The sequence below is a fragment of the Nonomuraea basaltis genome, from assembly GCF_005893125.1.
In the GTDB taxonomy this organism is placed as follows: Bacteria; Actinomycetota; Actinomycetes; order Streptosporangiales; family Streptosporangiaceae; genus Nonomuraea; species Nonomuraea basaltis.
The window spans coordinates 1-18,465 of the sequence record NZ_VCJS01000096.1 but is presented as its reverse complement, the minus strand read 5'-3'; the positions used below and the strand labels follow the sequence as shown (position 1 = coordinate 18,465).

At 71.2% G+C, this 18,465-nt stretch carries 14 protein-coding genes; 8 read left to right on the top strand and 6 right to left on the bottom strand.

Annotated elements, in window-relative coordinates:
• The first annotated feature begins 194 nt into the window (after positions 1–194).
• Complete coding sequence (locus tag EJK15_RS36120; RefSeq protein ID WP_138714974.1) at positions 195–4,607, top strand: RHS repeat protein; 4,413 nt, start codon at positions 195–197, stop codon at positions 4,605–4,607.
• On the opposite strand, the gene EJK15_RS36115 is transcribed toward EJK15_RS36120, so the two are convergent.
• Positions 4,595–7,348, bottom strand: a complete 2,754-nt coding sequence (locus tag EJK15_RS36115) for a LuxR family transcriptional regulator (RefSeq protein WP_138714973.1) — start codon at positions 7,346–7,348, stop codon at positions 4,595–4,597. The two genes, EJK15_RS36120 and EJK15_RS36115, sit on opposite strands and share 13 nt — an antisense overlap.
• A 287-nt stretch (positions 7,349–7,635) precedes the next feature.
• Entirely contained in the window at positions 7,636–8,115 is a 480-nt protein-coding gene (locus EJK15_RS36110) for a TetR family transcriptional regulator C-terminal domain-containing protein (RefSeq protein ID WP_138714972.1), read from the bottom strand.
• A 145-nt stretch (positions 8,116–8,260) separates the two neighbouring features.
• Here EJK15_RS36110 and EJK15_RS36105 point away from each other — a divergent pair, with 145 nt between their 5' ends.
• Positions 8,261–9,445: a beta propeller repeat protein gene (locus tag EJK15_RS36105; RefSeq protein ID WP_138714971.1), complete on the top strand. Its 1,185-nt coding sequence runs from the start codon at positions 8,261–8,263 to the stop codon at positions 9,443–9,445.
• A gap of 110 nt (positions 9,446–9,555) precedes the next feature.
• Here the strand turns inward: EJK15_RS36105 and EJK15_RS36100 are convergent, their stop codons facing one another.
• The 4 genes from EJK15_RS36100 to EJK15_RS36085 form a co-directional block, all read right to left on the bottom strand.
• Entirely contained in the window at positions 9,556–10,245 is a 690-nt protein-coding gene (locus tag EJK15_RS36100; RefSeq protein ID WP_138714970.1) for a peroxiredoxin-like family protein, read from the bottom strand.
• Between the two features lie 85 nt (positions 10,246–10,330).
• On the bottom strand, positions 10,331–10,789 hold the full coding sequence (locus tag EJK15_RS36095) for an SRPBCC domain-containing protein (protein ID WP_138714969.1): 459 nt from the start codon (positions 10,787–10,789) through the stop codon (positions 10,331–10,333).
• A 27-nt stretch (positions 10,790–10,816) separates the two neighbouring features.
• Positions 10,817–11,233, bottom strand: a complete 417-nt coding sequence (locus EJK15_RS36090) for a nitroreductase family deazaflavin-dependent oxidoreductase (RefSeq protein ID WP_138714968.1) — start codon at positions 11,231–11,233, stop codon at positions 10,817–10,819.
• 23 nt (positions 11,234–11,256) lie between these two features.
• Positions 11,257–12,087 carry an SDR family NAD(P)-dependent oxidoreductase gene (locus tag EJK15_RS36085; protein ID WP_138714967.1) on the bottom strand — a complete coding sequence of 277 codons (831 nt, stop codon included), beginning with the start codon at positions 12,085–12,087 and terminating at the stop codon, positions 11,257–11,259.
• A gap of 56 nt (positions 12,088–12,143) precedes the next feature.
• Between EJK15_RS36085 and EJK15_RS36080 the strand changes: the two genes are divergently transcribed.
• From EJK15_RS36080 to EJK15_RS36055, 6 genes are all read left to right on the top strand, one after another.
• A complete protein-coding gene (locus EJK15_RS36080; protein ID WP_171074717.1) occupies positions 12,144–12,719 on the top strand; it encodes a TetR/AcrR family transcriptional regulator in 576 nt (191 codons plus the stop codon).
• A gap of 276 nt (positions 12,720–12,995) precedes the next feature.
• On the top strand, positions 12,996–13,775 hold the full coding sequence (locus tag EJK15_RS36075) for a hypothetical protein (protein WP_138714965.1): 780 nt from the start codon (positions 12,996–12,998) through the stop codon (positions 13,773–13,775).
• Positions 13,776–13,899: 124 nt separating this feature from the next.
• Entirely contained in the window at positions 13,900–14,559 is a 660-nt protein-coding gene (locus EJK15_RS36070; protein ID WP_138714964.1) for a hypothetical protein, read from the top strand.
• 81 nt (positions 14,560–14,640) lie between these two features.
• Entirely contained in the window at positions 14,641–16,026 is a 1,386-nt protein-coding gene (locus EJK15_RS36065; RefSeq protein WP_138714963.1) for a DUF4331 domain-containing protein, read from the top strand.
• Positions 16,027–16,039: 13 nt separating this feature from the next.
• Entirely contained in the window at positions 16,040–17,353 is a 1,314-nt protein-coding gene (locus tag EJK15_RS36060) for a tetratricopeptide repeat protein (RefSeq protein ID WP_138714962.1), read from the top strand.
• Positions 17,350–18,465: a hypothetical protein gene (locus EJK15_RS36055; RefSeq protein ID WP_138714961.1), complete on the top strand. Its 1,116-nt coding sequence runs from the start codon at positions 17,350–17,352 to the stop codon at positions 18,463–18,465. Before EJK15_RS36060 ends, EJK15_RS36055 begins: the two co-directional genes overlap by 4 nt.

Below are 18,465 nucleotides of genomic sequence, written 5' to 3'. Positions count from 1 at the left end.
CGAGGTCGCGCCTCCATCGCATCCGCCGATCGCCGCCCGGATCAGCATCCCCGGGCCGCTGGATAGGCATCGCCGGCCCACCCCGCCGGTACGGCTTAGGCACGCGTTTCCGGTCTCTGCGATGATCCCTTGACCTCAAGATCGCGCTCGCCTGGACTGCTCGCAGGACACTCATTTCCTGGGCAGGAGCATGCATGAGACGTCTTACAGGCGCCATCGTTTCCACCCTCACCCTCTTACTCGTCGTCCAGCAGGCCGCGGTGGCCGAGACGACGCGCGCGTGGCAGGGCACGACGGCGCCGGGCCCGCTGCCCGCGCCCCGGGCCGAGGTCGGGCCCACCACCTCGGGTATGCCACGCCGCACCACGACCCTCACCCCCGCCTTCCGCGCCGTGGCCGCCGTCCCCGACCTGGCCGAGGTCAAGGCCGACTTCGAACTACGGCGTACGGGCCGGGCTGCGCTGACGCTCACCAGGACGGTCAGGAGCGGCGCGGCCGTGACCGTGCTGCCGGCCGACTTCGGCCTGGACCGGCTGGAGGCGGGTGCGGGGTACTCCTTCCGGGCCCGCTTGCGGGCCGGCGAGCGCGTCTCACCCTGGTCGGGCGCGGCCGAGGTGACGGCGGGCACCATCACGACCGCAGACCTGGTGAAGTCCGCCGCACGACCGCAGACCGCCGCAGCAGCCACGACCACGACCACCGCCACCGCCGAAGCCACCGTGACCGCCGCCGCCCCCGTGGCGGTGACCTCGCCGCAGGACGGCGCGCAGGTCACCAACCGTGTCACCCTGGCCGCGAAGGGCACCGCCGGCCCCGCCGGAGCCACCTTCCAGTACCGTCGCGGCGAGAGTGACACCTGGAAGGCCGTTCCCGCGGCCGACGTGACCAGGACCGACGGCACAGCCGTCACCTGGCCCGTCGCGGTGACGAACGGCTCCTCCACCCCCGTCGTCTGGAACGCCGCCAAGAGCCTCGCAGAGGACGGCACGATCTCGGTCAGGGGCGTCTACACCGGCTCGATCTACTCAGATCCCGTCGAGATGGTCCTCGACCGCGATGCCGGCGCGGCCACCACGTCCTCGGCCGGGCCGGGCCAGGTGAACCTGCTGACCGGCGACTACGCTCTCGACGCCCAGGACGTCTCCGCGTTCGGCGCCGTCGTCACCCGCGCGGCCTCCTCTCGCCACCCCGACCTGGCGGGCACGCAGGCGGGCCAGGCGCCGATCTTCGGGCCGCAGTGGTCCAGCGGCGTGGTCACCCAGCAGACGCTGTCCGACTACACCGGCGCCAGGCAGACCTCCGCGACGTCCGTGCAGCTCACCCGGGTGGACGGCGGCTGGGTCGACTTCACCAGGAACGCCGACGGAACGTGGACGGCGCAGCCCGGCTCGGAGTACCTGACCTTGACCGGCACGCTCACCGGCGCGCTGACGCTGACCACGGCCGACGCCGCGACGACCACGTTCGCCAAGGGCGCCACGGGCTGGCAGGTCTCGGCGACGTACCTGCCCTCGGACAACTCCGCCACCAAGGTCGTCAGCGAGACCTCCAGCGGCCTGGTGCGGCCTCGCCTGATCATCGGCCCGACCACCGCCGTCCCCACCGCCACCTGCGAAACCGCGCCGCAGACGAAGGGCTGCCGGGTCCTGGAGTTCGTGTACGCCACGGCGACCACCGCGACGTCGAGCGTGCCGGGCGACTACACGGGACGGGTCAAGCAGCTCCGGCAGTGGGCCACCGACCCCGGGGCCGCCGCCGCCACGGCGGTCGTCGTGGCCGCCTACGCCTACGACACGTCGGGACGGCTGGTCACGCACTGGGACCCGCGGATCACTCCCTCGTTGCGGACCGCCTACGCCTACGACGCCGCAGGGCGGGTCTCCCAGCTGACGCCGCCCGGCGAGCTGCCCTTCACTTTCACCTACGACGCCGACGGAGCGCTGCTCAAGGCGTCCAGGCCCACCCTGAAGCAGGGCAGCAGGACGGAGACGGCCGGCGTCGCCGACATCTGGCTGGTCTACGACGTGCCGCTCACCGGGGACACCGCCCCGTACCAGCTGGGCGCCGACGACGTGGACGCCTGGGGACAGGTGGACGCCGCCGTGACCGGCACGGCGATCTTCCCGTCGGGGCCGCATCCCGACACGCATGACGGCACCCAGGTCGAGTTCAAAGGGGACTACTGGTACGCCGGCGTCTCCTACCTGAACGCCGCCGGCCACGAGGTCAACAACCTCGCGCCCGGTTACAACCTGTCCGTCACCGAGTACGACAGCCGGGGCAACCCGGTCCGCAACCTGACCGCCCGCAACCGCGAGCTGGCCACCAGTACTCCCGAGGAGGAGCCCAGGCTCGTCCATCTCGGTCTGGCCGACGTCAACCAGGCCGTCCGCGCCGATCTGCTGTCCACCGTCTACGTCTACAGCGACGACGGCCAGCGCGAGCTCGAGCGTTTCGGCCCCCTGCACGCCGTCTCCGTGCCCGGCGGCGCCTGGCTGGCCGCGCGTGAGCACACCGTCACCGAGTACGACGCGGGCCGACCGGACACGGCCAAGGTGAGCGGCCTGCCCACGAAGGTCACCGTCGGCGCCGCCGTGCCGGGCGAGGACGGGGACCGAGACACCCGTACCACCACCACCGCGTACAACTGGTCCACCGGCCAGGCGACGAGCACCGCCCAGGACCCCGCCGGCCTGAACATCGTCCGCACCACCGCCTACGACGGCCAGGGCCGGGTCACCGAGACGAAGCTGCCCAGCGGCGCCGCCACGACCACCACGTACTGGAGCGCCACCGGCACTGGCATGTGCGCGGGCCTGCCGGAGTGGGCCGACCTGGCCTGCCGGGTCAGCCCGGCAGGCGCGCCGGTGAAGATCACCGAGTATAACCGGTACGGCCAGCCAGCCAAGATCACCGAGACCTCCGGGACCACCACCAGGACCAGCACGTTCGGCTACGATGCCGCGGGCCGGGCCGCGACCCTGGCGATCACCGGCGGGCTCGGGACGGCGGTGCCCACCCAGACGGTGACCTACGACCAGGCGACCGGCAGGACGGCCAAGGTGAGCGGCGGCGGCTCCGCGATCACCACCGAGCTCGACGCGCTCGGCCGCCGGACCAGGTACGACGACGGACGGGGCGGTGTCACCACGACCGAGTACGACGCGCTGGATCGCCCGGTCAAGGTGAGCGACAATGTGCCGTCCTCGACCACCTACGTCTACGACGTGGACGAGGAGCCCCGCGGCCTGCCCATATCCATGACGGACTCGGTGGCGGGCACGTTCACCGCCACATACGACTCCGACGGCATGGTGGACAAGCAGACGCTGCCGGGTGGCGTCACCTACACGTCGTTCTGGGACGAGGCGGGTAACCTCGTCGAACGCGACTACCGCCGCACCGGCGGCGAACTGCTGCTCTACGACTGGGTGGACGCCTCCATCCATGACCAATGGGTCAGCAGGACCGGCACCGGCGGCGGCTGGCAGGACTACACCTACGACGCCGCCGGACGCCTGACCATGGCCCAGGACTCCACCGACACGACCTGCGCGCGGCGCGACTACACCTACGACCGCAACTCCAACCGCACGTCGAGCGCCACGGCCGGGTCCTGCGCAAGCAGCGGCGCCACGACCGCCTACGCCTATGACGCCGCCGACCGGCTGACCGCCACCGGCTACGTCTACGACGGCTTCGGCCGCACCACGGCCACGCCGGACTCGACGTTCGACTACTACGCCAACAACCTGGTCAACCGCCAGACCACGGGCTCGGCCAGGCAGACGTGGAGCCTCGACGCCGCGGGCAGGCTGGCCGGCTGGACCACGGAGACGCGCGGCGCCGACGGCGTGTGGCAGCAGAGCGGCGCCAAGGCAGGCCACTACGGGGCCGAGGGCGACCGGCCGAGCTGGATCGCCGAGAACGGCTCAGGCACGGTCACCAGGTTCGTGACCGGGCTCGAAGGGGACGTGGCCGCGAGCACCGGCGCGACGGGCTCCGTCGAGCTCCTGCTCACCGACCTGCACGGCGACGTGGGCGGCAGCTTCGCCGTCTCCGGCGGCACCGTCCAGCACTACGCCTTCGACGAGTACGGCAACGCCACGGGCACGTCGGCCGGCAGGTATGGCTGGCTGGGCGGGCAGCAGCGCTCGGCCGAGACGCCCGGCCAGACGATGGTGATGGGCGCCCGGCTGTACGCGCCGCGGATCGGCAGGTTCCTGCAGACCGACCCGATCCGCGGTGGCAGCGACAACGCCTACGACTACGCCGGCCAGGATCCGCTGACCAAGGCGGACATCTCCGGTCTGGCCAAGCGCAAGTGGTCGAAGAAGTGGTTCGTCCGCTACAAGCTCCAGGTCTGGTGGAACAGGCGCGAGACCAAGCGGATGCGTGACTTCTGGGATGCCTTCCAGGAGCTGCTTACGGACTACTGGCGCTTCATCCCGTTCTCGTGGGGGTTGGGGGAGTCGCTGGCCGCGTTCGCCTGGCATGTCCATTACCTGGCGAGGACCGCGGTGCGGACCAAGGGCTGCGTCACGGCCGTCGCCTACGTCTGGGGCTGGATGAACGCCTCGATCTACCACGGTGGCTACTGCAAGTGATCGGACGGCCCGGCCGGACCTCCCCCGAGGTCCAGCCGGGCCAGCTCACCCCTGGAGGTCACGCCCAGCTTCGGATACGCCTTGTAGAGGTGGTAGCTGACCGTGCGCGGGCTGAGGAAGAGCTGGGCGGCGATCTCCCGGGTGGAGGCGCCCGCCGCCGCCAGCCGGACGATCTGGAGCTCCTGCGGGGTCAGGCCGCCGGCGAGAGACCTCTCCGGCCCGGCTTCGGAGCCGCCCGTGGCGGCCAACTCCGACCTGGCCCGGCTGCTCCACGGGGCGGCGCCGAGCTGGTCGAAGATCCGCAGCGCCACGCACAGGTGGGTGCGGGCGTCGGCGCGCCGCCGGGCCCGCCGTAACCACTCGCCGAACAGCAGCTCGGTCCTGGCCCGCTCGAACGGCCGGCCGCCCTCCTCGTGCAGTCGCGTCGCCTCCAGGTAGTGGCCTTCCGCGGCGCCGCCACCACTGGTCAGCGCCCGGCAGCGGAGCAGTACGGCGCTCGCCCAGCTCTGCCCGCTCTCCTCCGACCAGTCGGCGAACCTGGCCATCGGCTCCGCGGCGAGCCCCGCCCGGCCGGTGCGGACCGCGGCCTCCACGTGGTCGGGCGCGGCCATGGCCGCCAGCGCAGGCCGGAACGCCTGCAACGGCCACTGCTCGAACATCGGCAGCGCCTTCGCGTAGCGGTCGGCGCCGAGCTCCAGCATGGCCAGTGCCCAGACGGCCAGCGCTCCCGTGGGCGGAATGTCGTGGGCGAGGCCGTACGCCGTCGACTCGGTGGCGAGCTCCCTGCAGCGGGCCTCGTCGCCCTGGACGGCGGCCAGCCAGGCGAGCAGGGCGACGCAGTGCGCCTCCCGGTGGCCCTGGCCGGTGTCCCTGGCCAGCCGTACGCCCTCGCTGGCGCTGGTCACCGCGTCGAGATACTCCCCCAGAAAGATCTGGGACATCGCCAGCGCCTGTAATGCGTGCGGCAGCATGCCGATGCCGCCACGGGCGCGCAGACCGGCCGCGAGCCGCCCAGCCAGCTCCGCGGCGGCCACGTCGTCGCCCACCATCATCGCCATGATGCTCGCCGCCAGCAGCGACTCCCCGGGCGGCGCGGTCGCCTCCCGCGTCCCGCGCACGGCCAGGTGCAGCGAGCGCAGGCCCGCCGTGCTGCGCCCCGTGGTGAGGTCGATCAGGTCGGCCGCCACCCGCACCTGCGGCTGGGCCATGAGGTCGGCGGGCAGGCCCAGCCCCGCGATCATGGTTCCCACCTCTTCCGCGATCTCCGGGTCGCCGGCCAGCCACACCCGCCAGGCGGCCTCCACCAGCACGGGCAGCGCCCTCGGCGGGTTGCTGGCCGCCAGCGGGCGCACGCCGTCCAGCAGATGGCGGCAGGCCAGCCGCGGCGAGGATTGCTCGAACTCGACATCCGCTTGAATGCGCGCAAGCCGGGCCAGTTCGACCGGATCGCAGGTCAGGGCCGCGGCCCTGACCGCCAGGTCCGCCGCGCCGGCCAGCCGCCCGGCCGTCCGCGCGGAGCCGGCCGCCGTGCCCAGCCGCCTCGACCGCGCCGCCGGGTCGGGCGTCAGCTCGGCCGCCCGCTCGTAGGCGATGGCCGCGTCCGCGTGCCCGTCGCGCGCCCCGGCCAGCTCCGCGGCCGCGTGCAGCTCCGCGGCCACCCGCTCGTCCGGGCCCGTGGCGGTCGCTGCCAGGTGCCACGCGCGGCGCTCGGGGTCGGACGACAGGATCTCGGCCAGCGCCAGGTGCGCCGCCACCCGCCGCGAGGACGGCATGGAGCGATAGGCCGCGGTCCTGATCAGCGGATGCCGGAACGTGAGCGCCGCGCCGGCGACCTCCACCAGCCCCTGCCGCTCGGCCGGCTCCAGGTCGTCCATCGACGCGCCGAGCCGCGCGGCGGCCAGCAGGATGGTGCTGAGATCGCGGGTGCTGTCGGCCGCGGCCACCAGCAGCAACAGCCGGGTGGGCGCGGCCAGGCGGCGCAACCTTTTCTGGAAGGCGGCCAGCACCCTGTTTTCCACGCCACCCGCGACGTACAGGGGCAGCGGGGTGATCCGGCCTGCCCGCTGCGCGGGGTCCATGTGCCCGGCGAGCTCGATCAGCGCCAGCGGGTTGCCCTCTGACTCCGCCACGATCCGCTCGCGCGCCCGTGCCGGCAGCGGCCCTACCCGCTCGTCGAGCAGGCTCGCGGCGTCGGCACCAGAAAGCGCGCCGAGGGTCAGGTCGGGCAGGCCGGCGAGTACGGGATCGCCGTCACGAGCCGCACAGATCAGCGTGATCCCCTCCTGATCGAGCCGGCGCGCCACGAACAGCAGCATGTCGGCCGAGGCGTGGTCGAGCCAGTGGGCGTCGTCCACCAGGCACAGCAGCGGCCCCGCCGCCGCGTACTCCGCCAGCAGGCTGAGTGCGGCCAGCCCGATGAGGAAACGGTCCCTGCGCGGGCTGTGCGACTGCCCGAACGCGCCCCTGATCGCCTCGGCCTGCACGGCGGGCAGCGCGCGGAGATGCCCGAGCGCGGGCCGTAGCAGCAGGTGCGCGGCCGCGAACGGCAGCCCGGCCTCCGCTTCGGCACCTACGGCGGACAGCCGCAGCACGCCGGTGGCCGCGTGGGCGGCGTAGTCGAGCAGCGCCGACTTGCCGCTGCCCGGCCGCCCCCTGATCACCAGGGCTCCGCTCCGGCCAGCTCGTGCTTGTGCGAGGAGCCGCTGGATGGTCGCCGTCTCCCGAGATCTCCCGTGCAGCACGCAAGGCCCTCGCCTTCACTTGCAGCACATCCTGCAACGGCGGCGTGATTACGGCAAGCGGTCCGCGACCGGCCACGGCCGCGACTCGATCGGGAACATACACGTCACCAAGGGCCTGCTGCCGGCCGTCATGGTCGATGTGCGGCGGGTGGCGGCGCGGCTGCGGGTGCCACTGCCCGACAAGCCGACCCGGCAGCAGCTGGGGTTCATCGCGGAGATCTTCGGCCAGCGGGGAGTTCAGTGCCGTCGGACCGCCAATTGGGCCCCACCAGCCCTCAGCGGCTTCTTCATCGTTGACGCGTCCACGGCGCCACGCCGGACAGCCGCTCCCGCAGCCGTTCGAACGACCTGTAGGCCGGCAGTGCGAGCGTGTCCGCGGCTGCCTCCACGTCCAACCCGGGCCGCAGGTGGCCGCGCTCGCGCGCCGGCTCCAGCCCTGCGCGCATCGCCGCGCGCAGGGCGTCATGGTGAGCCTGCAACGTCTGCTCGACCTCGGGCAGGCCCCGGCTGGCCGAGGCGTGCGTGTTGGTGACCAGGCATCCCCAGCGGGCATGCTCGCCGGTGCAGCGTGCCGCCACCAGCCGCTCGAAGAAGCCGGCGATGGCGGGAAGGCCACGGCGGTCGGCGGCCAGCGCGTCGAACACCGGCCGCGACTGCCGTTCCAGATAGCGGCGCAGCGCCGCCGCCTGCACCACCTCGGCGATGTCGGCCAGAGAAGGCAACGGATTCGCACCGGCCGCGGGCCGCAGAGGAGGAGCCGTGGTCATGTGTCAAGCAGGACCGGCCTTCGGTCCCACATTCGCTCCTCCGTAAGGGGTCCGTAATGACCATGAATGTCCCTTGGCAGGCGAACGCGATCTACGCTCCATGCGCGGAACTAGATCACTGGTGCGCGAAGCGAAGGAGACACGGATGGCGGGACGGAAACGCGTGGCCGTCGGCTTGACTTTGACGGCTCTTATCATGCTGACGCCCGGCCGGGCCGTTGCTGGAACGCCGGGCTGGGAGACGCAGTCCACCCCGAATCCGGGCACCGGGCACAATGTCTTCTTGGACGTGTCCGGCACCTCCGGCAATGATGTCTGGGCGGTCGGACAGTACGAGGTCAAGCCGCACGTGCCCCGCTACGCGCTCGCCGCGCACTGGGACGGCGCCACATGGCGCAACGTCGACGTCCCGATACCCGCGGGCAAGAACGACGTGGACCTCGCTGGAGTCGCCGTGATCGCGCCGGACGACGCGTGGGCGGTCGGCACCGCCGGCACGACGTACGATCTGCGCATCGCCACCCTGATCACCCACTGGGACGGCGCCTCCTGGAAGATCGCCCCGAGCCCGAACGTGGGCGATGAGAACACGCCCAACCATCTGACCGCGGTCGCCGCCGCCGGGCCGGACGACGTGTGGGCGGTCGGCTACGCCCACCAGAACGCCGTGAGCAGACCCATCGCCCAGCATTGGGACGGCCGCTCGTGGACGCTGCTGCCGCTGCCCTCGCCGGGAGCGGGTCACAGCGTGCTGTCGGGGGTGGCCGTGCGTGCCTCCGACGATGTGTGGGCGGTCGGGTACGCGCCCAGCCGCATCAGCGGCCACCAGATCGAGCCGTACGTCGTGCACTGGGACGGCCGGTCGTGGACCCGTGTGGACACCCCGAACGGCGGTGCCAACGGCACCTGGCTGACCGACGTGGCGGTCGGCCCGTCCGGCCAGGTCTACGCCACCGGCGCCTGGCGCTGGCGCACCTGGGCAGGCAGCCTGACAGCCAAGGCCGCGGTCATGCGCTACGACGGCACCCGATGGGCCTACGTCAACGTGCCCTCCTTCGACATCGAGGGCACCAGCGTGAGGGATGTCGCCATCGCTCCGGACGGCGAGGTATGGTTGACCGGCTCCAGCCGTACTGGCGAGGGCTTCGCCCGGCTGTCCGGTGGCACGTGGCAGCTCATCGCGGGCGCGGACCCGTCGGTCTGGGCAGGGCCGGCTCATGAAGGGCTGACGATCACCGGGAACCGGGTCTGGATGGTCGGCTCCTACATGCCTTCGAACGACAACGTCAACTCGCGCACCTACGCTGAACGATCAGCGGCGCTCTCCTGACCTGAACACCGGCCGTGACCGGGCCCGTTTGTGACCACTCACCCGCGAACTGCCCTGACCACCATGCATGTGGTACGGATCACCTCACATGTCCCGAAGAACTTCGAAGATCAGCCTGCGGCCGGTACGGGTCGGTCGAGGACCGTGGTGATGGCGGTGAGGATGTCGGCGGGTTCGGTGCGGGTGCTGTAGTCGGGATGTACGTCGATCCAGGCGATGGCGCCGTCGGCGTTGGTGAGGACGATCGTGGGCATGGGCATGGATGCGGTGCCGTCGGCGTTTCCGGCGGCCACGTCGATGCCCATGGCGAGCTGTGCGGCGCGGGCGTCACGGCTGGGTGCGGTGATGATCCCCAGTTGCCGTGCGATCTGGTTGCCGGGGTCGGACAGCACGGTGAAGGTCAGGTCGTTGACCTGGCGCATCGACATCGAGCGGTCGGGTTTTTGCGGGCTGATCGCAATCAGGGGGATGTCGAGGGCGGCCAGGGACGGCACTAGTTGCTGCTGGTAGGTGCGGAGCACGAGGTTGCAGTAGGGGCACCAGTCGCCGCGGTAGAAGACGACGACGGCGGCCCGGCCGGCGCGCGTCTGCTCCAGCGTGGTCGTCTTGCCGTGGACGTCCAGCAGGTCACCGTCGGGCATGGCAGAACCTGGGCGGAGAACTGTGCTGGGCACATCGGCCGCGTCCAGGTCCGCCTGCTCGGCGAGCAGGGCGGCGCGTACATCCGGCGGAATCGTGTCTGCGTGTTCGGCGATGAAGGTGGCACGTCGCTCGGCATACGTCTGATCTGTCGTGTTCACGTGATCCCCTTCGGTAATCGTGCATGGCGCATGACTGCCGGGCGCGGGGCGCCGGCACGCTGCCAGGGTGGAGTGTTGAGATCTGCTAGGCGTTGAGGGGCTCGCCGGTCTCGAGCAGGGTCTTCAGGCCGCTCAGTACGCGCATCCAGCTGGGGCCGTCCACTTGGGCGGCCGTCTTGGGGGCGGCTTCGAGCCGGTCGTGCACGACGGTGAGCAGGCATACGCCGTTGTCGCCGGGCTCGATCTGCCAGGACACCCGGCTGGCCGGTTCGGCTGCCAGCTCGGGGTTGTACAGGCCGCGGTAGCCGACGACGAGCCGGTGGGGCGGGTCGGCGTCCAGGACGGTCTCGTCGCCCCAGAGGCTGGATCGATCCGGCGAGTGGTAGCGAAACGGTGAGCCGATGTCGCCCGTCGTCTCGACCAGGGCACCGAACAGGTATCCGGTGGTGTATTCGGGCTTGGTGACGGCGTCCCAGATCTGCTGTGGGGTGGCCCGGATGAAGAGGTGGTAGGTCTGCGTAGCGGGTGCGGCTGTCGTGGTCACGGGGCTGCTCCTTGGTGTTGAGACGGCTCAGCCGGCGGGCTGGATGAGGAAGGCCGGGTGGCGGTGCACCTCGATGGCGAAGACCTGGGGCCGGTCGTCGGCACCGGCGTCGAAGGCGTCTCGGACGAAGGGCACCAGGCCGAAGGCGCGGCGGTAGGCGCGCAGGATCTCGGGCTTGCGGTCGTCATCTACTTCGACGAGCCGTACCGGGCGGAATCGGTGTCCGCGGCCGAGTTCGGCTCGGCCGTCGGCGCGGAGGTTGCGAACCCAGTGGGTGTCGCCGAAGGGGGAGACCAGCCACTGGTGGCCGTCGTGGCGCAGCGTGGCGACCGGGACGGTGCGGGGTAGTCCGCTGTGTCTGCCGCGGGTGCGCAGCAGTACCAGCGGTCCCACGGGGAGGCCACAGGTGAGAAGCAGGTGCGGGATGCGGCTGAGGCGGATCATCCGCGGCGAGAGGCTGGGGGTGGTCACGGCTCGGCCCGGGCCGAGCCGCGGTCGGTGAGGTTGCGGGCGGCCCGGCCGAGCATGCGGCCGTTCATCCGCACGGCTCGGGCGCGCGGCATGAGCCGGGTCATCACCCGCATCAACCTGCCGGGGATGTGCGTGGTCCGCCCTTTGAGGAAGGCCGTCATGAACTCGGCGACGGCCCTGTCGGCAGGCTGGGGGCGGATCGGAAGGGTCGAGCGGTCCAGGCCGAAGGCGTCGATGATCGGGGTGTCGACATTGCCGGGCAGCATCACGGTGACGCTCACGCCGGCGGGCGCGAGCTCGTGGTGCAGAGCCTCGCCCAGGTTGAGCACGTAAGCCTTGGCCGCGCTCTCGTGTGCCATGTTCGGCAGGCCCTGCAGCGCGCCGTGCGCGGAGACCAGCACGATGCCGCCCCGGCGATGGACGTGGCCGCGGGCCATCAGCCGGGGTGCGAAGGCGTGGACCAGGTCCAGATGGGTGACGGCGTTGAGGGTGAGACGGTCGTGCAGGTCGGGCAGTGATTGATCGAGCAGCCGCCCCGGGCGGCCGCCTCCGGCGTTGGAGACCAGCAGCCCGACGTCGAGGTCTTCGGTCGCCTCCACGATGGTCGAGGCTCCGGCCGGTTGGCTGAGGTCGACGGTGACCACCCGGTGCGCGATGCCGTAGCGGCGGGACAGCGTTTCGCCCACTGCTTGGAGCTTGTCGGTGGAACGAGCGGCCAGGACCAGATCCAGACCGGCTGCGGCGAGATGTTCGGCGAAGGCTTTGCCGATGCCGGAGGACGCTCCTGTGATCACTGCCCACGGCCCATAGGACAAGATTTCAACCATGTTTTAGACTGTAATCTAGACTTAGGTCGAAACTCAAGACGATAGGCTTTCTCGGCGTGAAGAACCCACCCGCGGATCTGGCCCAACGCCTGCTGGATGTCAGCGAACACGTGCTGCACAACGACCCGCCGCCTCGACTGGAGGACGTCGCACAGCTGGTGGGCGCGTCGCGTGCGACGCTGTACTACTACTTCTCCGGCCGCGAAGACCTGCTGACCTTCCTGCTCACCGCACACGCCAAGCGAGGAGCCCAGGCGGTGCAGGCCGCGATGACACCCAGCGAGCCGCCCGAGCCGCAGCTACGGGCCATGGTCTCCGCACTGGCCGAATACCTCGGCCACCACCCCGGAACATGCGCCGGCCTGCTCGGTGCCCTGGGGGCCAGTGGACGCATGAGCGAGGTCCTCGCGGCCAACGACACCTGGATCGCCGGCCCGCTACGCGATCTACTCGCCGAGGGCCGAAAGGCCGGCGCCTTCGCCGTCGACGACATCACCGACGCGGCCAACGCCGTGCTCGGCGGCCTTCTCCTGGCGGTCCTCGGCCGGTCGATGGCCGGAGCCGACGCCACCGACGCCACCTTCCGTCACCAGCTCACCGAACAGACGATCCGCGGCATCCTCACCCGCTGATCCGTATGTAACGCTCTGGCTACTACGCAAGCGTGCCGGCGAGCTAGCCATCATCTCCGCCCGCGGCCTGTGCACCGATCTGGCCGCCCGCCCCGGAGAAGGCGGGATGGCCGGTGAAGGCTGGTGAAGAGTTCGATGTCGCGGAGGCCGAGATGGGCCTGGTCCCTGTCTTGCATTTTTCTTCACTTACCTCTTGTAGTTGGATGACTACTCTAGGTATTTATGGAGGTGCTGGCCAGCGCTTGTCCCCCGCAACCTCCGTGAAGGAGCAGAAGAATGCGCTTGAAGCGCGTCTCACTCGTCGCCGGCGGCGCCATGGCCGCGCTGCTGCTGTCCGGTCAGGCGGCGCTCGCCGCGGCTCCCCCACCCGGCACTCCCGGAGGCGGGTGCCTGGCCGAAGGCGAGATCGGCCGCTACCTGTCCAAGGAGGGCAGTGCGAAGGCAGGCTTCTCCAGCGAATTCCTCGATGGGCTGAAACGGGCAGGCGTCACGATGGAGGCGATCGAGCCCATCAGGATGGTCGACGGCGGCACGGCCGCCTGGCTGCCGGTCGGCGAGCGCTACGACAACATCGAGACGCCCAGCGGCCGGGTCTGTTACCCCGGCGGCTTCCGGTTCATCAAGGAGTCGACCGGCACGGTCTACGAGATCGACACATTCTGGGTGCTGTTCGCGGCCGTGGCCGACAGCAAGTTCCTCGCCACCCCGTTCGTCAACGGGAATCCCCGCCCGGGCGGTGAGCTCACCATGGTCAACTTCCGCGTCCCGCCGGCGCTCGCCCCGGGGAACTTCGTCCCGCACAACGGCGGCATCGGTCCGCTCAAGGTCGTCCTGTCCATGGACGCCGTGTGGGCCGACGACCTCAACAGCACGCTCGGCACGGACTTCCACGGCGGCCTGCACTGGGCTGACCTGGACATCGCGTGGCGGGGAGCGCCGAGCAGGCCCATCCCGTCCGGCACCTCGCTCGGCATGGTGGGGCTCAACGTCGTCGCCAACGCGATCCAGCGCGGCGGGCCCGCGTCGTGGTTCCCGGACCCGCGCAGCGTGTTCTGACCCGCGCCTTCCGCGGGCGCCTCTCACGAGGGGGTGCCCGCTCGGCACGCCCGCACAATCGCGGGTGAATCATCGCAGGTCAGAGTTGGCCTGCAAATCCTCCACCCAGGAAAGGTGATCAGGCATGCGTGTCCTCGTACGCCTCGCCCACATGCTCGCCCTCGGCTCGGCGCTCTTCCTCGCGGCGCCGGCCTCCCCTGCCGCCGCCGGGCCGTTCCCCCCGATTACGGGAGCCCCATCCATCGACCCGCCCACCGCCGGATGCTTCAGGCTGCCGTACTTCGGGCCGAAGGGGCACGCGGACTTCGACTTCGGCGACGAGATCGTCAGGCTGATGAACGAGCGCGGCGTGCGCGTCGAAGGCATCGCGCCGATGCAGGCCAAGCCCGGCAACAGGGGCGTCTACATGCCCATCGGCTGGAAGCAGGACCACATCGACCCGTGCAACGGCGTCTACTACCCGGGCGGATTCACACTGGTCGACGACAAGAGCGGCCACCGGGTCGCCATCCACGATGTCTACCTGCGCCCCGACGGCGCCCACGCGCAGGTCGAGATCGACGGCCAGGGGCAGGGCGAGCAGCTCGTGGCCACGTACAAGCTGCATGAGTTCGCTTGGAACGTTCCCACGCCCCGTCCATTCGAAGGCGGCATCGGGCCCAAGTACTGGCCCTTCTACGTCAGCGCCTACCTGTCGGAGAAGGTCAGGGAGCTCACCGGCATCCAGCTGAACGAGGGTGACTACCTCGCCAACCTCGACGCGGTCGTCCAGTACGTGCCGTGACCCTGCGGACGCCCACAGTCCCCTGAGAACCACGCGCCCGCCGCCCGCGCTGCGGGCGCGCCCCCTGAAGAGAGGAACACGATGCGCCACACCGGAAACCCCGGCAGGTGGACGTGGCTCGCCGTCGCCGCCGCCTCGACGGCCGTGCTGGCGGCCACCGTGCTGCTCGGGCCCGCCATGGCCCCCGGCACGGCGACCAGCCACTGGGACGCCCCCTACACGATGGCGAACAAGCAGATCGACGCCGCCGACCTGTACGCCTTCACCAGCCCCGAGAAGCCCGACACCGTCACCGTCATCGCGAACTACGTCCCGTTCCAGTTCGATCACAAGCCCTACCAGTTCGACACGAACGCCCGTTACGAGATCCACGTCGACAACACCGGCACCGGCAAGCCCGCCGTCACCTACCGGTGGACCTTCCGCAACAAGGGCCTGCCGGTGCCCTCGTTCGTCCGCAAGCGCGAGCACCAGGCCGGGCCGTTGGACTCCCTGGTCGAGCAGGGCTTCACGCTGACCAGGCTGCGGCCCGGCCGGCCGGAGGAGACCCTGATCAAGGACGGGTACGTGGCCCCCACCAACATGGGCTCCCTGGTCACGCCCAACTACGGGACGATGCGCCGCAAGGCCGTGCTCGACCTGCCCGGCGGCGGGAAGGTGTTCACCGGCGCCGCAGCCGACCCGTTCTTCGGCGACAACAAGGCGGTCATGCTGCTGCGCTTCGGCCTGCCGTTCCCCGACATCAAGACCGGCGTGCCGATGAACGTCAACTCCATCGCCCTGCAACTGCCCAAGTCGGAGCTGGCGCTCGGCGGCGACCCGGCGGCCAACCCGGTCATCGGCGTCTGGACGACGGCCGCGCGCAAGTCCACCGGCCTGCTCGGCTCCGGCTCTGGGGCCTACAAGCAGGTCTCAAGGCTGGGGAACCCCAACTACAACGAGGTCATCATCCCCAAGAACTCCCGCGACCGCTTCAACGGCACCATGCCAGAGGGCGACGAGAACGGCGGCACGGTCGTCCCCGCCACGCTCGACCCGGAGCAGGCCAAGGTCGTCGCCCCCAGGGCCGGCGCGTCGACTCCGGCCACACCGCGCAAGGACCTGGAAGAGATCTATCTCACCGGCCTGAGCACCGGGCGTAATGGGCCGATCGATGACGACCTCAACTCCCAGCTCCTCAACCGGGACGTGTCGGGCATCCAGCGGGCCGAGGAACTGCGGCTCAACATGAGCACCCCCGTCGCCGCCAAGCCCAACCAGTACGGCTACCTCGGGGGCGACAAGCAGGGCTATCCAAACGGCCGCCGCCTCACCGACGACGTGGTGACCATCAACCTGCGGATGCTGCTCGGCGAGCCAGCCGGACGGGGCAAGCCTGACGTGGTGGACGAGGACAATCCCACTTTCCTCACCCAGCCCATCACCGACGCCTTCCCGTACCTGGCACTCCCGGGCGTCATCGTCTAAACGGAACGATCCCATGACACGCATACGGAGACTCCTGCCCCTGCTGGCCTGCGCGCTGCTGGGCGGCGCGTTGCTGGCCCTGTTCGCTCCCGGCGGCCTGCTGCGCGGAAACGAGCCGCCGCGCCGGCCCGCGGGGCGGTCTCCGGAGGCGTACATCGACCTCGCCCAGGAGCACCTGCGCCGCCACCCGGACGACGCGGCGACCTGGGCGAGCCTCGGCCACACCTACCTGGAGCAGGCGCGCGGCAGCGGGGACACCGCCTACCACGGCAAGGCACAAGGGGCCTTCGAACGCTCCCTACGCCTGTCCCCCGGCGACGTCGACGCCATGATCGGGATGGGGGCGCTGGCCAATGCCAGGCACGACTTCGCCGGGGGACTGCGCTGGGGTTCGCGGGCCCGGGCGGCGGCGCCGTACCGGTGGCCTTTGTACGGCGTGCTCACCGACGCCTACCTGGAGCTGGGCGACTACGAACGGGCCGAGGCCAGCCTCCGGCGCATGCTCGACGGGCGGCCCGACCTCGCCTCCTTCACCCGCGTCGCCCACGTCGAACACCTGCGTGGGCACGACGGCCGCGCGCGGCTCGCGCTGGAGCGGGCCCGCGAGATCGCCGCGAACTCCGTCGAATACGCCTTCTGCCTGTGGCAACTGGGCGAGCTGGCTTGGAGCTCGGGGGACGCGCACGGCGCCGTCGCCGCCTACGACCAGGCCCTTGCCGCCTCGCCTCAGCATGCGCCGTCGCTGGCGGGCCGGGGCCGCGCCCTGGCCGCGCTGGGCCGTACCGCCGAGGCACTGCGCGACTACGCCGCCGCCGTGGCCCGCGCACCTTCCTACGTGGTCGAATACGGCGAACTGCTGGAACACCTCGGTGACCGGGCCGGGGCGGGGCGGCAGTACGCGGTGTTCGCCGCGCAGGAGAAGTTGCTGGCTGCGCGTGGGGTGGGCGACGACCTGGCCGTGGGGCGGTTCGAGGCCGACCACGGTGATCCGGCCGTTGCCGTGCGGCGCTTGCGGGCGGAGTGGAAACGGCGGCAGAGCGTGGAGGTGGCCGACGCCCTCGGCTGGGCACTGCACCGCGCGGGCCGCCACGCCGAGGCCGCCACGTACGCCGAGCGCGCCGCCCGGCTTGGCGGGCGCAACGCGCTGTTCGCCTATCACCGGGGCGAGATCGAGCGGGCGCTCGGGCACCGGGACGCCGCGCACGCCTATCTGACCGAGGCCCTGTCCATCAACCCGCACTTCTCGCCGATCGGAGCGGCCCGCACCCGCGCAGCCCTCGCCGAATCGACCCACCCGGCGTTCGCCGGATCGGCTCACGCGGCATGATCGCCTCTCAGCGCGTCCGCGCCGCCACGGTTCTGGCCAATGGCGCCCGCACTGGCACAGTCCTGGCCGTCATCGCCTTGGGCGCCGCAGTTTTCGCCGTTCCCGCCGCCTCTGATGCCGACGTCGGCCAAGCCGCCGCCTCCAGGGCCGTCGTCGGCCGATTGGCGCATCCGCTGGGGAACTTCAGCGTCAATCGCTACGACGCGCTGGTGGTCTACCAGGACCGGATCGAGGACGCCGCGATCGTGGACAGCGCCGAGATCCCCACCCTGCAGCAGCGGCAGAACGCCCGGCCGGGCGAGCCGGCGAGCGCGTACGCGCGGCGCGCCTGTGCCGAGCTGAGCGGCGCGGTCCGCGCGGAGGCCGGCGGGCAGCCGCTGGCCTGGCGTGTCACCGAGACGTCCTTCGCCTATCAGCCAGGGGCGGCAGGACTACAGACCAGCAGGCTGACGTGCCGCCTGGCCGCGTCCGTCCGGGTGGACCGGCCGCTCGCCCTCACCTTCGCCAATCACTACAGAGACGACACCGTCGGCTGGCGGGAGATCACCGCGAGCGGCCAGGGTGTCCGGATCAGCCAGTCCGACGTGCCCGCGCGGAGCGTGTCGGGCGGGCTGCGCCACTACCCGGCCGACCTGCTCAGCTCGCCGCTCGACATCAGGCAGGCACGGTTCACGGCGGAACCGGGCACCGGAAAAGAGGAGACGGCCGTGAGCGTGCCGGGCGTGGACATAGTCACCCGCTACACCGGCATGCTGGCCGACCGGCTCAACGGGCTGCTGAGAACCGACCGGCTGACCGTGCCGCTCGGACTGCTGGCCCTGCTGCTGTCGCTGGTGCTCGGCGCCGTGCACGCCGCCATGCCGGGCCACGGCAAGACGGTCATGGCCGCGTACCTGGCCGGGCGCGACGGGCGGCTCCGGGACGCCTGCACGGTGGCGGCCACGGTCACGCTGACCCACACGGCAGGGGTGCTGGTGCTCGGCGTGCTGGTCACGGTGACCGCGTCGATCGCAGGGGACGTGGTGCTGGGCTGGCTAGGGTTGATCAGCGGCATCATCATCGCCCTGACCGGCACCGCCTTGCTCCTGTCTCTGATACACGACAGAGGGTGA

Bases quoted from the DNA above. Each gene is read 5' to 3' on its own strand.
- EJK15_RS36060 (WP_138714962.1), top strand. From the start codon at position 16,040: ATGACACGCATACGGAGACTCCTGCCCCTGCTGGCCTGCGCGCTGCTG.
- EJK15_RS36070 (WP_138714964.1), top strand. From the start codon at position 13,900: ATGCGTGTCCTCGTACGCCTCGCCCACATGCTCGCCCTCGGCTCGGCG.
- EJK15_RS36090 (WP_138714968.1), bottom strand. From the start codon at position 11,233: ATGATCCGCCTCAGCCGCATCCCGCACCTGCTTCTCACCTGTGGCCTC.
- EJK15_RS36065 (WP_138714963.1), top strand. From the start codon at position 14,641: ATGCGCCACACCGGAAACCCCGGCAGGTGGACGTGGCTCGCCGTCGCC.
- EJK15_RS36110 (WP_138714972.1), bottom strand. From the start codon at position 8,115: ATGACCACGGCTCCTCCTCTGCGGCCCGCGGCCGGTGCGAATCCGTTG.
- EJK15_RS36105 (WP_138714971.1), top strand. From the start codon at position 8,261: ATGGCGGGACGGAAACGCGTGGCCGTCGGCTTGACTTTGACGGCTCTT.
- EJK15_RS36120 (WP_138714974.1), top strand. From the start codon at position 195: ATGAGACGTCTTACAGGCGCCATCGTTTCCACCCTCACCCTCTTACTC.
- EJK15_RS36055 (WP_138714961.1), top strand. From the start codon at position 17,350: ATGATCGCCTCTCAGCGCGTCCGCGCCGCCACGGTTCTGGCCAATGGC.
- EJK15_RS36075 (WP_138714965.1), top strand. From the start codon at position 12,996: ATGCGCTTGAAGCGCGTCTCACTCGTCGCCGGCGGCGCCATGGCCGCG.
- EJK15_RS36085 (WP_138714967.1), bottom strand. From the start codon at position 12,087: ATGGTTGAAATCTTGTCCTATGGGCCGTGGGCAGTGATCACAGGAGCG.